Origin of the sequence: Protofrankia sp. Cas4 (genome assembly GCF_963555915.1) — a bacterium.
GTDB lineage: Bacteria > Actinomycetota > Actinomycetes > Frankiales > Frankiaceae > Protofrankia.
Map to the genome: position 1 here is coordinate 1 of NZ_CAUVXL010000256.1, position 13,899 is coordinate 13,899.

General features: G+C 66.7%; 10 protein-coding genes and 1 pseudogene. 1 reads left to right on the forward strand and 10 read right to left on the reverse strand.

Translation table 11 applies throughout. From position 1 onward, the window contains the following. The 4 genes from U9979_RS23095 to U9979_RS23110 form a co-directional block, all read right to left on the reverse strand. The coding region (locus tag U9979_RS23095) for an ABC transporter permease (RefSeq protein WP_322780939.1) at positions 1 to 1,880 on the reverse strand (1,880 nt) is incomplete at its 3' end. An 87-nt stretch (positions 1,881 to 1,967) separates the two neighbouring features. Next, positions 1,968 to 3,185 (reverse strand): ABC transporter substrate-binding protein, encoded by a 1,218-nt coding sequence (locus tag U9979_RS23100; protein WP_322780940.1) that lies wholly within the window; start codon positions 3,183 to 3,185, stop codon positions 1,968 to 1,970. Between the two features lie 411 nt (positions 3,186 to 3,596). Beyond that, positions 3,597 to 5,039 (reverse strand): ABC transporter ATP-binding protein, encoded by a 1,443-nt coding sequence (locus U9979_RS23105; RefSeq protein ID WP_322748195.1) that lies wholly within the window; start codon positions 5,037 to 5,039, stop codon positions 3,597 to 3,599. After that, positions 5,036 to 6,994, reverse strand: a complete 1,959-nt coding sequence (locus U9979_RS23110) for an ABC transporter permease (RefSeq protein WP_322768396.1) — start codon at positions 6,992 to 6,994, stop codon at positions 5,036 to 5,038. The genes U9979_RS23105 and U9979_RS23110 overlap by 4 nt, the downstream gene beginning before the upstream one ends. A 61-nt stretch (positions 6,995 to 7,055) precedes the next feature. On the opposite strand from U9979_RS23110, the gene U9979_RS23115 reads away from it, so the two are divergent. Then, positions 7,056 to 8,300 carry an ABC transporter substrate-binding protein gene (locus U9979_RS23115; protein WP_322780941.1) on the forward strand — a complete coding sequence of 415 codons (1,245 nt, stop codon included), beginning with the start codon at positions 7,056 to 7,058 and terminating at the stop codon, positions 8,298 to 8,300. Positions 8,301 to 9,010: 710 nt separating this feature from the next. Here the strand turns inward: U9979_RS23115 and U9979_RS23120 are convergent. The 6 genes and pseudogenes from U9979_RS23120 to U9979_RS25410 all read right to left on the reverse strand — a co-directional run. Further along, on the reverse strand, positions 9,011 to 9,400 hold the full coding sequence (locus U9979_RS23120) for a type II toxin-antitoxin system VapC family toxin (RefSeq protein WP_322780942.1): 390 nt from the start codon (positions 9,398 to 9,400) through the stop codon (positions 9,011 to 9,013). Beyond that, entirely contained in the window at positions 9,397 to 9,678 is a 282-nt protein-coding gene (locus tag U9979_RS23125) for a hypothetical protein (RefSeq protein WP_322780943.1), read from the reverse strand. The genes U9979_RS23120 and U9979_RS23125 overlap by 4 nt, the downstream gene beginning before the upstream one ends. 185 nt (positions 9,679 to 9,863) lie before the next feature. Continuing rightward, positions 9,864 to 10,676: a hypothetical protein gene (locus U9979_RS23130; RefSeq protein WP_322748201.1), complete on the reverse strand. Its 813-nt coding sequence runs from the start codon at positions 10,674 to 10,676 to the stop codon at positions 9,864 to 9,866. Positions 10,677 to 11,231: 555 nt separating this feature from the next. Beyond that, the gene (locus U9979_RS23135; protein ID WP_322780944.1) at positions 11,232 to 11,939 is read right to left on the reverse strand and encodes a hypothetical protein; all 708 of its coding nucleotides are present in this window, start codon (positions 11,937 to 11,939) and stop codon (positions 11,232 to 11,234) included. A 96-nt stretch (positions 11,940 to 12,035) separates the two neighbouring features. Then, a complete protein-coding gene (locus U9979_RS23140) occupies positions 12,036 to 12,413 on the reverse strand; it encodes a hypothetical protein (RefSeq protein WP_322756591.1) in 378 nt (125 codons plus the stop codon). A gap of 29 nt (positions 12,414 to 12,442) precedes the next feature. After that, positions 12,443 to 13,899, reverse strand: a pseudogene (locus U9979_RS25410) (galactose oxidase-like domain-containing protein); the annotation flags it as partial.

The following is a 13,899-nucleotide window of genomic DNA, read 5'->3' on the forward strand; positions in this document are numbered from 1 at the left end:
GCGGTAGCCGGTGCCGACTTACTGCCGCGCAACCGTGCGACGAGTGCCCGATAACCGTCGGAGTTGATCTTTGCGACCCCGTCCGGAGCCTGGAAGAGCGTCAGGATCACGCCAGCGCCCGCGATGAGGGGCAGCCAGCCGCTGATGTCACCGAGAGAATCAACGATCTTCGCCACAGCACCACCAGCAATCATGGTGCCGCCGGCCAGGCTACCCGACGCCCAGCCGATTCCGCCGATCACCGCGTACATGACGACGTTGATGGACCCGAACACGTCGAACTGCGTGAAGACCACGGTCGGGCTACGGAACCCGGTGAGGATCCCGCCGATCGCGGCGATCGCGGCGGCCAGGCCGAACGCGTAGAGCTTGGCCCCGTACACCCCGATACCGATCGATGCCGCGGCCCGCTCGTTACTGCGGATCGCCAGCAACCGGCGCCCGGTGCGGCCACGGCGGACGTTGGCCACCAGGAGCCCGAGCAGCACCAGCATGATCAGGATGAGGGTCGCGTAGCGACGCGGGTAACTGATCGGATCAAGATCGATTCCGAACACGGACGGCGACCCGACGTTCGTCCCGTCGAGCCCGCCGGTGAGCTCACCGTTGTTCAGGATCATGTTCTGGATCACCAGCGCCAGGCCGAGCGTGGCGACCGCGAGGTTGACACCGCGGGTGCGCAACGCGGGGAGCGCCACCACGAGCCCGGCCGGGATCGCGACGAGGATGCCGACGAGTGCCGCCAGCCAGAACGGCCACCCCGATGTGGCGACCAGCCGGGCGGCGACCCAGGCGCCGAACCCGGCCAGTGCCCACTGGCTCAGCGACAGCTGCCCGGCGTAACCGGTGACGACCACGACGGACAGCACGAGCACCGCCGCGATGAGGGTCGTCGCGAGCGAGTCGACCCAGTCGGCGGGCACCGTCCAGACGAGCACCGCGCCCACCGCGATCGCCGGCAGCAGGAACAGTAGGTTCACCCGTCCCGGGCCGGGCAGCGGCAGGCGCACGGGAAGGTCGCCGCGAGCGGGTCGGGCGCGTCCACCGAGGGTGAGGATGACGACGATCAGCAGGAACGGCACCGAGTCCGCGAGCCCGGTGACCTGGGCGTAGCGTCCGACCTCCGCCTGCGCGACGCCGAGCACCATGGCGCCGGCGATCGTGAGCAGGAAGGACGAGAAGCCGCCGACCAGCGCCGCGGCGAGTGCCGGTACGACAAGCAGGGTGAGCGAACCCGCGGACAGTCCGGTGATCGGCGCAAGGAAGATCGCCGCGGTCGCGTACAGGGCGCCGCCGACGCTCCAGTTCACCAGTTCGATCATGGATGTCGACCATCCGGAGGCCGCCGCGGTGCGCCGGTTCTCCGCCACCGCCGTGGTCGCGAGACCGAACCGGGTCCGCGAATAGATCAGCCACAGGACGATCGCAAGAATGATCAGCAGGCCGATGAGGACGATGCGGTCCTTACCGATGACCAACGAGCCGGTCACGTGCACCGGTTTGGTCGGCAGGATCGATTTCACCAGGTCCTGCGCGGACCCCCAGATGAGCACCACCACGCCATCGACGAACGACAGGACGCCGAGCGTGGCGATGAGCTTGACCAGCGCGGAGGCCTTGCGCAGCGGAACCATGACTAACAGGTGGGTAGCGCCGCCCAGCGCCGCGCCGAACGCGATGCTCACAACCAGCGCGATGATCCAGTTCACCTGATGGGTGTCGCGCAGGTCGTAGAAGACGAAGGCGGCGAACCCGCCCGTCACACCGCTGGCGAAGTTCAGTACTCCGGAGGCTCGGAAGACCAACACGATCCCGAGCGCGGCCAGCGCGTACAAGCTGCCCGTGCCGAGACCCAGCAGGGCAAAGCGGAGGAATTCCACGTCGGAGAGCCTTTCTTCCGAGAACGCGGATACACCCGCGCACCCGACCGCGCCTGGAGCGCGATCGGATGCGCGGCCGGCCGCGGGTCAGGAGCTGGTGAGTACGTCGAACGCCGTGTTGTCGAACAGTGGAGTGCGGGTACCGTTCTTGATCTCCGAGAAGTAAACCGCCGTGGTGAAGATCCTGTTACCCTCGAACAGAACCTTGATCGATTTAGAGAAGTCAACCTTGGGAAGCGGCGAGAAGTTGATCTCACCCGCGGTGCTCAGGGCGTTGGCGAGGCTCTCGCCGTCGATCGTGGGCAGCTTCTGGGCATACTGGGCCACCAGGTGGACGGTCGCCCACGCGGTCAGGGCACCTTCGCTGCGGGTGTCCGCAGGCACGCCCGCAGCGTCCAGCTCGGCGTTGAACTGCTTGATCGCCGGAATGCTGGTGTCGCTGGCCGGCGGCGTGGAACCGACGAGGACCAATCCGTTCGCGGCATCGCCGAGCGTCTTGACCATTTTGTCCTCGATGACGGTCGCGCCGTAGGCGGGTGTGGCCTTGGAACCCGCCTGCGACAGCGCCAGCAGCAGTTTGGTCGCCTGGGTGGTACCCACCACCAGATCGATGCAGTCGGTGGTGCCGCTGGTCAGCGTGGCCGTGGCGGTCGTCAGATCCGAGGCGGTCGGGGCAATCGGCACCGTCTTGTTGATGCTCAGGTTGAACGGCTTGAGACCGATACCGAAGAAGCTGGCCGAGTTGCGGCCGGCGGCGATGTCGACGACCGCGACGGCCGGGTCCTTCTTGCCGAGCTTGCCGCAGGCTGTCCCACCGCCGGCGATGTTGACCGCGCCGCTGCCGAACGGGAAGGAGTACGGACTTTTCAGTTCGGAAACGCTGCTTGGCACCTCGCCGATCGACGGGATCTTCGCCTTCTCCAGGATCGGCATGTACCTGTCGCCGGTGCTGCTGTTGGCCGTGACGAATAGGTACTTACCCTGGGCCGCCTTGGTCGCGCAGTCGGCGCCCTTGTTCGGGTCGAACTGGTCGTCACAAACAGTGACTTCCAGTGGTCGGCCCTTGATACCGCCGGCCTTGTTGACCGCCGCAGCGGCAGCCTGCACGGCTGCCGGCAATCCCGGGTAGGTGTCGGACGGGCCCGACATCGCCTGGATCGACATGATCTTTATAGGCTCACCCGAAAGCGTGGCCGTGGCCCCTGCCGCAGCCTTCCCGTCGTCCGACGAGGAACTGCCGCAGGCTGCGAGCGCCAGAGCGCCGACGAGCGCCACCGCGAAGGGTGCCTTCGAGCGGACTTTCATGATCCTCCTTGAGAGCGGTGATCGAAATCACCGGGTGTAACAACCTGAATCGCTTAATCGGATAGATATTTCAGCAGTCCGCGAAGTGTGACCTTTGACACCCATCACGTCAACCCCCAGATTCACCTCGCATCCACCGGCCCGGCTCCGCGCTCCGGATCCACCAGCGGCCCGTTGGCCAAGCAACGCCTTTTCGGTATATTTCGATAACTGTTTACCAGGTGATCTCCACTGGCGTCGCCCGCACCTGCACCCAGACGTCGGGCACCCGGCTCGACCCCACATGATCAACACCGACAGCCGCTACTACGAACCGGCCGGCTGCTTCATCCGGCAGCAGATGTCAAGCTGTCATGTCCGGCTGACATGTCCGGCTGGCATGTCCGGCCAGCATGTCCGGCCGGCATCGGGTCACTCGTTGGCCGAGCCGATACCGAAATAGCTGGCGTTGATCAGATCGGGGTCCGCGGCGAGGGCGGCGGCGGTCCCGGTGAACACGATCCGGCCCCGGTCGAGGATGTATGCACGATCCGCGACGGCCAGGGCGAGCGACACGTGTTGCTCGATCAACAGAATGCCGGTACCGCGTTCGTCGGCCAGGCCTCGCAGGACCGCGAGCAGACTCGATGCAAGATCAGGAGCGAGGCCGGAGGAGAACTCGTCGATGACAAGCAGCTGCGGCCGCCGCGCCACCGCACTTGCCAGCGCGATCTGCTGCCGCTCACCCCCGGAGAGCTCGCCGCCGGTCCGGTCGAGCAGGGGACGCAGTGCGGGGAAGCTGTCCAACGTCCGCTCTATCTGGTCGCCGGGCCGTCGGCCGACCGCGAGGCGAAGTATCTGGCGGACGGTCAACCCCCGCAACGGCGTCCCTCCCTGCGGCGCCACGGCCAGTCCGCGGCGGGCAAGCCTGGCCGGGTTCGGGCGGCGGGTCAGGTGGCCGAGCACGCTCACCCGACCGCCGAACGGCGCGAGCTGCCCGGACGCCGTTCGGATCAGGGTTGTCTTGCCGGAGCCGTTGGGCCCGAGCAGCGCGACGAGCTCGCCGGCGCGGACCTCGAGGGAGACCTCGTGCACCACGGGCAGCCGGTCGTACCCGCTCGTGACCTTCTCCAGGGACAGCACGCTGTGCCCGCGCGGCTGCCCGGGCACCCGCGCGGGCATCGCCGGCGAGCCACCGAGATACACCTCGCGAACCTCGGGTCGGTCCCGGACCGCGGCCGGCGGACCGGACGCGACGACCCGCCCGCCATCGAGCACCACGACGTCGTCGCACGCCTCAAAAACCAGTTTGATGTCATGATCGACAAGCAGGATCGCGTAGCCGTGCTCGGCCAGACGCCGCAACCGCGCGGTGAGCGTGGCCCGCGCCGCCGAGTCCAGGCCCGCCGCCGGCTCATCCACGAGCAGCACCCGGCCACCCGCGGCCAGCGCCCGGCCGAGCCCGACAGCGAGGCGCTCATCGTGCGACAGACTCCCGGGAAGCTGGTCGACGAGCGTCCCGAGTTCCAGCGCCTCGGCCGACTCGGAGCCGGCGACGGCGAGGTTCTCGGCGACAGACAGGTCCTCGAACAGTTCCAGGGACTGGAAGGTACGGGTGAGGCCGCGGCGGAACCGCTCATGCGGCGGCATCGAATTCAACACCGTCCCGTCCAGCACGATCTGACCGGCGCTGGCCGGCGTGAAGCCGGTGAGCGCATCGATCAGGGTGGTCTTCCCGGCGCCGTTCGGCCCGATCAGCCCGGTGACCCTCCCCGCGGACAGAGTGAACGACACGTCATGGACGATTTCGACCTTGCCATAGGCGACACACAGTCCACTGACGTTCAGGCGGACGCCGCCGGGCTGGCCAGTCATGCGCGTGCCTCGGCGGGTACCCGGATGCGCACCGCCGGCTGGCGAGGGTCGTAGGCGAGCCCCTCGGGGCGCAGCACGACGAGCACCACCAAGGCCACTCCGCACAGCAGCGACTGGTACTGCGCGAGGTCGGCGAGGCGGTCCAGAAGAGTGAACACCACACCACCCGGGGCGAGCATGCCGCCCAGCACCGCGCCACGCACGCTCATCACGCCACCGACCGACGCGATAGCCAGAAAGAACAGGGAGGCGAACACCCCGAACGAGTCGAACGACAGCCTCCCCTGGCCGTAACCGATCAGGCAGCCGCCGAAACCGGCGATTGCGGCGGAGATGGCGGAGGCGAGCAGCTTCGTCCGGGCGGCGTCCACGCCGACGGCGGATGCCGCCCGTTCATTCGAGCGGACCGCGAGCATCCGCAGCCCGGAGGTGGACGCACGCAACCGGGCCACCCCGAAGGCGCACAGGACGAACACGGCGAGGGCGAGCAGACCGTACTCCACCCGCGGGTATCCATCCCCGGCGACGCCGAGATCAAGGCCGAACAGTGACGGGGCCGGAACGGCCGATCCAGCGAGACCGCCAGTGATCAACGGATTGGCGAAGACCATCTCCTGGAAGGCCACGCCCGCGGTGAGCGTGACGACGGCGAGGTCCACTCCGCGGATCCGCCGGGACAGCGCCCCGAGCAACAGGCCCGCGACGGTCGCCGCACCGGTGGCCAGCAACGGGGCGAGCGGGAACGGCACACCAAGGTCGCCCTGCAGCCTCGCCAGCAGAAAACCGGCCACACCGGCCAGCGACATCTGCGCGAGCGACAGCTGCCCGGCGAATCCGGTCAACACCACGAACGACAGGCACACGACCGCACCCGCGAGGCTGCGTTCCAGGCCCAGGCGATAGGGGCCGGTAAGCAGCACCAGCGCGAGCACCCCGACGGGCACGACCACATAAAGATCACGTAGTGGACGGCCCGCCGACTCGGCCCGGGGCAGCCTCGCCGCCGCCGCCGGCGCCAGGACGCGGTCCCGGCCCGGGATCAGCTGGCCGCGGGTGAGCGCGATGGCGATGAGAAAGAGGAGTGGAAACAACGCCCGGAGCCCTGGTTGATCAAGCCAGGAGACTGCGCGTTGGATGGGCAGGAGGACCGACTGGACCATCCCGAGCAGCAACGCGCCGACGATGGTGGCACCGAACGACGACAATCCACCGAGAAGCGCGGCGGCGAGGGCGGGCACGATGAACAACGTGTATGTCGACGGGCTCAGGACACTGATCGGTGCCACCAGGATTCCCGCGAGCGCGCCGAGTACCGACGCCGCTACCCAGCTGGTCGCCGCGACGAGTTCCGGCCGGTAGCCGAACTGCGCCGCAGCCTCGTCCGACTCGGCGACGGCCCTGGTAGCGAGCCCCAGCAGGGTCCACCGGGAGACCGCCCACATCAGTACACCGACCGTGGCCACCAGCCCGGCGAGCAGTGGGCGGTCAACCGGCACGTTTTCCCCGAACAGCGAGAATGACGTCCGCGGCAGGATGGAGTCGATGAACCTGTTGGCGGAACCGAACTGCAGTACCGCCAGCGCCTGCAGGGCGATCATGAGACCAACCGAGGCGACGAGCGTCAGGACCGGCGGCGCGTGCCGCAGCGGCCGGAATATGAGAAAGTACACAGCAAGGCCACCGAGCGCAGCCATGACGAGCGACACCGTCAATGCCAGCGCAAAAGAAGGGTTATCGGTGAGATGAATCCGAGGAGGAAGGCCCACGACGGGGAGGACGAGATCTCCGGTGTCTCTGAGCTCGGCATACTGGTAGGTGACATACATCGCGAATGCGGCGTGCGCGACATTGACCACACCGGATGCCCGGTGTACCAGCACCAGCCCAAGGCCCAGCGCCGCGTAGACCGCACCGGCACCCAGCCCCAGGACCAGTGCCGCGACATACGTGGGCACAGGGCTCTCCAATCCACCATGACGGTCTGTTGTGGGCCAGAGCAGTGTAACTTCTGTAAATATGACGCTGTCCCGTCGTGCTGTCGCAGCCGCGGTCACGACTGCCGTAGTCCTGTCCGTCGTCCTTGCCGGGTGCACGAGCCAGCGCGGCGGTGGCCCCCGCGACCCTGGCCGGACGAGTGGAGGCTCTACGGGTAACCTGAGCGGGCCGCCGGTCAAGCTCGGCTTCGTCTCGATGGAGAACACCGCGCTCGGGTCGTTTCCCGAGACCCGAATAGCTGCGCAGAGCGCCGTCGCATACGCCAACCAGGCGCTCGGCGGAGTTCACGGCCATCCTATTGAGCTTGTCCCCTGTGTCACGAACGGTTCGCCCGAGTCGTCCCAGGATTGTGCCAACCGACTCATCGCAGAAAAACCGGTTGCCGTGGTCGGCGGGGTGGACCTCGGCACCGATGCCGCCATGGATCTCTACGAACACGCCGGAATTCCCTATGTCAGCGGCTCACCCCAGGTGGGCCGGGAGCTGAGTTCTCCCACCTCCTTCTCGTTGACCGGTGGTACTCTTACCGATCTGCTCGGCATCACCGAATACCTGACGGCAACCAGACACCTACAGAAGGTCCACGCCCTCTACGCCGACCTGCCCGGCCTGCTGACCGCGGCGATTCAGGGATCCGACAAGATCCTGCGCGCCAGGGGGGTATCGGATCCCAAGCTGACGAAAGAGAAGGTCGATACGGCCGATTTCGCGCCGGCCGTCAGCGCCGTCGCCGCCGGCGATCCCGACGCGATCATCGTCGTCTTCCCCGCCCAGTCCTGCGAACGGATAGCCCAGGTCGCAGGGACGCTCAAGATCAAAACGCCGATGTACTTCGTGGGCTCCTGCGCCTCCCCGGCCGTGGCACGGGCCGCCGGGCCAAACGCCGGGAACCTCTACTTCGCCTCGGGCTACCTTCCCGTCGGGACATCCGGTGGCGACCAGGATGCCGAGGCGTTCCGGGCGCGGGTGTCCGAGGCCCAGCGGTCGCCGTTGTCGCAGGCGTCCTTCTCAACCGTCCTGGTCGTGCGGTCGCTGCTCGCCGAGATGTCAGCGCCGACGTCCACCGACCTGGCAGCCGCGCTCAGGGCGACGCGGGACCGTTCGAACGTGATGGCGCATCCGTTCACCTGCGACGGCACCGCGATAACGACCTTTCCGGCGGTCTGCAACACGGCGGTACGCATCCTGCGGTGGTCCGGCAACGGCTTCGCCGATGTGAACGACACCTGGGTGGACGGGCGCGGACTCATGAAACTTCTCACCTAAGTGGTCGGCGCCGGAGGTCGTTCGGGGGGTGTCGGATGCCGGGTGGATGCGTCGCGAGGCGGAGGAGGCCCAGGTAGCGGTGTTCTACCTGGGCTGACGGAGCCGGGGTACCCGTGCGACGCGAAGCGGCGTGCGGGGAGCGATGACGCGAGGCGCCGCCTGGCGCCGGCAGACCCTGGACGAACTTCCGGCGCCGCCCACTAAGAGCGCCCGGCACGAGGGAACGCGGCGTCGCGCCCCTGTTGCCGGACGCCCGTTGGGAACGATGTGAATCTGGTGTTGTGGCAGGAGCATCAGATTCGCATCGTCAAGAGCGACCGGCAATAGGCGCGGTACCGGGACGTCGATGAGGGACCGAACGGATGCAGGCACGGCCCTGGTCAATCATGGAGTTCTCGACGGTCTGTAACTGACCAGGGGGTTCCATGCCTGCCGTACCAGCATGCCTGCCGGACGCCGGAGCCGACCTTGAGGCGCCGGGGTCTGTGATCGGCGGCGGCATTGCTGCTCGCGCGGGGGGCCGAGCTGAACTGGGTCGGCTGGGACGATCTGACGCCACTCGATGCCGCGCAGCGCAGCGGTGCGAGCGCTCTCGTGCCCTGGCTACGGGAGCGGAGTGCGCGCTCGGCATCCGGGCGCTCTAAAGAGCGCCCTCGCCTGCAGCCGTCCGCCAGTCATGATCGGATGATGTGTCGACGGCGTGCCTGCCGTCAGGTCGGTGATGCGACGGGCAGGCCACGTGACCGGGCGGCTTGCACCAACCGCTTGTCGTAGGCCACGAACCAGGTGAGTACGGGTGCCAGTTCCTCGGCGGTGGCGAGGTGGATCGCGTCGAGGCTGCGCAACATCGCGTCGGGTAGCGTCGCGGCCGCGTCGAGGACCGCGTCTGTGATCGGCTTCTGATGGAGCACGGCGAACACCGCGCGCAGCACCGGCAGCGCCGCCGGCTCGGTGCGGATGAGCGCCTGGGTGGCTTCGGTCCGCGCCAGCGCGGACGCGGTCAGCGGCATCGGATTCGCCGCCAGCCACGCCCGTAACGCGTCGGTCTCGGACTCCTGTCGAACCAGCTTGACGATCGCCGAACTGTCCAGGTAGATCATATGCGGTCCGCACGCAGCTCGGACACGACCTCGGCAGTGTCGCCACCGTGGCTCGCAGCGGCCGGTCTGATCGCCAACAGTGCAGCGATTCCTCCCGGGTTGCTCGCCGGCGTCAGTTTGCCCGCACGAATGAGTTCGTCGACTGCCGGATCACCGGTGCTGGGCAGCGGGACGAGCATCGCGATCGGCCGGTCATGCTCTGTGATGAGCACGGTTTCCCCGGCCGCGGCTCGATGGATCACCTTCGAGGTCTGCCGGGTTACTTCCCGAATCCCCATCGTTATTGTCATGACAAAATGTCAGCACACCAGGTCTGCGCGGAGCGGACGACCCACCACCTACCAACGCACCAGCGAGTAGACGAACACAACCAACATGATCATCTAACGCTTTGGCGTTCGGACTGTCCGCCCCGCGAGGCGGACAGTCCAAGCCTGGCGCTGGGAGCTCCGCGCCAGGTCGTTCACTTGGCGGCAGGAACGCCGTATTTGTCGATTCCGGACCGCACCAGAGTCAGCGCGCTCGGGTTGGCGGCAAGATTTACCTGGTCCATGAAACTGAGTGCGAACAGGCCCATGGATGTCGCCTGACGAATATAATCGTCGGTGAAAAGGGCTTTCAGGTCGCTGGTCCAGGTGTTCTGGTTTCCGTTGTCGGGTTTGAAGTGCGAAACCATGACCGGGCCGTACTGGCCGAGTATGCGCGTCATGTCCAGGATATCCTGGCTATTCGAGTCCGATTGCATCGCCTGGAAGCTCTGGAAGTCGGACTGACGCATCACGTCCGCGAAATAGGGGAACATGGACCGGCCGCCACCGATGCTCGGGTCGTCGTAGCGGGCCTGCCAGCCTCCCCATCCCAGGGAGACCTTGGAATTCGGGGCCACGGAGTGCAGGATCGACATTGCCGCCAGATACTTGTCCTTAAGCGCGAGGTAGTAGTTGGTCACCTCGGGGCTGACCGCCCAGGCGTTGGTCTGACAGGCGTAGGTCTGGAATTCCGTGAAAAGCGTGACGTAGAGCGGTGGACCACCGGCTGCACCCTTGAAAATCGTGGCGAGCTGGCGGACATCGTCGAGAAAAGCCCCGGACAGGGGGTAGTCACGACCACAGGCCGGCCCGTGGGAGGTCTGCGTGGTGCCGACATTTCCGGTTCCATCAAGCCACACCACGAGATGAATCGAACGGCCCGAGGCGTAGGTCTGCGGAATTCTGTTACTCGCCCAGTCCCGCATGAATCCGAGGTCGCCGGGTGAGTTGTACCAGGTCGTGAACATGCCGAGTCCGCCGGCGATCGGTGATGCTGCATCGCTGTCCAGGGCCGGGCCAAGCCCGAAAAGAAGCTTCCCGGAGCTGTTGGCGCTTCGTGGCGGTGCGACCGGGGCTGAAGTCGCCGACACGGGGGTTGGCTGCGTCGCCGATGCAAGCACTGGTCGCGCGGACGGTGCCGTCGTCGACTGAGGTGCTACCGGCGGTTTAACCGTGGTCGTTGGACTGACCGCCGGTCGACCGACTCCACCGGCAGCCGACGCCATGGCAACCGGTGGTAGGGATGACCGCGCAGGAGCCGGCCCGGGCTCCCCCTGCTTGGACGATGTCGCAGTCAGAGGCTGACAAGCAGCCAGAGCGAGAGCGGTCAGGGCTACGCAGGAAAGAAGGACGATGGACGCGGGGCCGGTACGAGGAAACTTTGCTGCAGTCACAGTCAGGTCCCGTCTGATCGAGATCAGTAGCGACAGCTTACGGGGCTGCCACTGCGGGGCTTCAGGAGGATGCCCTGTCGACCGAATCGGCGCCAGACGGTAATCGGGTCTGTGAGAAAACAGCTGTCGTCATCCCGTGCGCTGAAAGATCTTGCTGTAGCCATCCGCGTACGTGACGTCGATCGTGTGGGACACCCGCAGAAGCACGGGCCCGCGTACATAGACGTACTCGGCCTTGGCGGGGTCCGATGCCTGTGACGTGAGGAACTGCTGTCGCCGCTGCGCCTCGGCGGGAGTTCGGAAGACCTCTACGCTGCCGCCCAACCAGACGCTTCCCGGGCTCGTGTCGGGGAGTCCGGCGCTGGGAATACGACTGTCGACAAACGCGGCCTTCGAGATGTAGCCGCCCGGCGTGCCCAACAGATGCTCACTGTCCGTTGCAACGGTATAGACGATCGTGGACGTCACCGGAAGCCCGGCATCCTTGAGCTGGCTGACCAACTCCGCCGCGCTCAGGTCACCCGGTGTGCCCGGCGCCGCTGGTGCGGCCTGGGGGCCGGCGGACAGGCTGAGGCCGGACTGTCCCACCCCGGGCGCCGGCCCGGTCGCCGGCCCGGTCGCCGGGGCCAGGCCGGCGCCGGGCGCTCCGGCACCGACTGCCCCAGCAGCGGTCGCCCCGGGCGCGGTCGTCGCAGCGCCGGGAGGGGATGTGCCGGCATCCGACACATGACTCGACGAGCACGCCGCCACCACAAGCGTGCACCCAAGGACCAGCCAGGCCGCCTTCGACACTGAAGTCCCGGCTCTGCCAAGATTCCCCACAGCCCTGTCTCTCATCATCATTTTCCTGGAATGGTGAGCCGTCGTGCTGATCCAACCTGTCGACCGGATCAGCACGACGACTGTTCACCTGAACGTCAGGTCATCTGGAGCTCAGGCGTCCCCGGGCCCGCAGGCCACGCCGTCCCCGTTCGTGTCAAGCTTGAGTTGATCCCGCTTGGACACGGGAATCGAACCCAGGCCGTGCTGCCGCAGCCACTGGCAGCGATTACGGGTACCCGGCGGGAAATTCACCGGGACGCACTGCGTCGGCGACCCGTAGTGGTGGTCGCACCCATCCACGTATTCGCTGGGAAGCCGCACAGCGGGTGCGGGCGTCACCCGTTGAGCGGCCACGGTCGGCCGCGGGCTCGGAGCCGCGCTGGAAACCCCCGCGTCGGTCGTTCCCACCGCCGTGACCACGACCGTCAACAACACGGCAACCATGCTCTGCCTGAGCACACGGACATGTCGACCCGATTCACTGACCATGACGGCTCTGCTCCTTCCGGTATCCCGCCTCATCCCACATGCACCCAACGGGCGACTGACGGAATGTTGTTGACATCAGTGACGAACAGCATGTAATCGCCTGGCGGAGCAATGTTCGGGTTCGCGGTCAGGGACACCGTCAGCTGACCGTTCTTGTTGACCGTGATGGGCAGGTCGACCGAGCGCTGGTTCGGGTCCGAGGAGTGGGTCACCGCCGCGGGTCGAATCAACTGCGCGGACTTGATGGTCACATTGGACGTCGTGCCCACCGGCTGGCTCGAACCGTAGGCCCACTGCGCCGCGGCCGTCGTGATCGTCGGCCGGACCCCGTTCAGCAGATATGCCGGCGTGTAGATCGATACCCGCATGTCGAACGAACCGTCGCCCGGATTGTTCCCAATCGCGAGAACATGGCCATCGGGCAGCAGGAGTGCCGACGAGTGGTACGTCCGCGGCACCGGATCGGTCGCCATCGGCGTGAAGGTGTTCGCCACCGGGTCGTACATCGACGCCTCGTACACCGGATCCGCCCGGTTATGCAGGCCGCCGCCGGTCTCGAACACCTTTCCATCCGGGAGGATGACCGCGGACACATACATCTTGCTGGTCAGCAGGTTCGGGCCGGGGACGTAGGTCGGATTCGCTCCGGACAGGTCGATGAGATCCGTCGTGTTGTTCGCGTCGACGTTGGTCTCGATGTTCCCACCGCCGAAGGTCGCGACCCGCTGGGCCTGCGCAGGTGGCAGCAGGACCGACATCGACTGGTCCCGCTGGTCCTTCAGGCGGAGTCCCGGCACATTGGTGACCTGACCGGAGTCCACGTTGTAGAGGTTGGCTCCGGGCCCGTCGCTGACGTTGTTACCGAAGACGTGCGAGCCGGTGTAGAACAGCCGCCCGTCCTGCAGAAGAATCATCGACGGGTAAAGACCCCAGAAACGGTAGGTCTGAGTCGGCCGCGGCGTGTTCCAACTCCCGGCGGCCTTGTAGAAACCTCTACCTCGACCGAGCCGTTGCCGTTCTCGTCCAGCCCGCCCAGCGAAATCACGTCACCGTTACCGAGTTCCGTCGCGGACGGGTACCAGTGACCGGTGTTGAGATCGTTCACCCGCACGTACTGATTCGTCGTCGGGTCGAAGGTATACGAGGACTTGATGCCCTCATAGCCATGGTCCGCGGTCGGGTATGCCTTGTTCCCCCCCATCACCAGCAGGCGACCGTCGGAGAGCTGGACATGTCCGGTGCAGAAAAAGTCGGCCGGCGTCGGAACATCGGCGAAAGCGCCCGTTGTCGGGTTCCACACCGAAGACTTGAAGGTACCGGCCGCGAACTGGTTGGGGTCGTTGCCCGACCCCGCGACGAGCAGCACGTTCCCGTTCTTGAGCAGTGCGGCATGGATGGCCCGTACCGGTGACTGAGAACTGAGTACCTGCCATGACCCCTTGGTGCACGCGCCGCCCGCCGTGCAGGCCGAGTGTTCGACCTGAGA

Coding starts and splice junctions, on each gene's coding strand:
- U9979_RS23100 (WP_322780940.1), bottom strand. CDS start 3,185: ATGAAAGTCCGCTCGAAGGCACCCTTCGCGGTGGCGCTCGTCGGCGCT.
- U9979_RS23120 (WP_322780942.1), bottom strand. CDS start 9,400: ATGATCTACCTGGACAGTTCGGCGATCGTCAAGCTGGTTCGACAGGAG.
- U9979_RS23115 (WP_322780941.1), top strand. CDS start 7,056: ATGACGCTGTCCCGTCGTGCTGTCGCAGCCGCGGTCACGACTGCCGTA.
- U9979_RS23135 (WP_322780944.1), bottom strand. CDS start 11,939: ATGAGAGACAGGGCTGTGGGGAATCTTGGCAGAGCCGGGACTTCAGTG.
- U9979_RS23130 (WP_322748201.1), bottom strand. CDS start 10,676: ATGTTCACGACCTGGTACAACTCACCCGGCGACCTCGGATTCATGCGG.
- U9979_RS23105 (WP_322748195.1), bottom strand. CDS start 5,039: ATGACTGGCCAGCCCGGCGGCGTCCGCCTGAACGTCAGTGGACTGTGT.
- U9979_RS23125 (WP_322780943.1), bottom strand. CDS start 9,678: ATGGGGATTCGGGAAGTAACCCGGCAGACCTCGAAGGTGATCCATCGA.
- U9979_RS23140 (WP_322756591.1), bottom strand. CDS start 12,413: ATGGTCAGTGAATCGGGTCGACATGTCCGTGTGCTCAGGCAGAGCATG.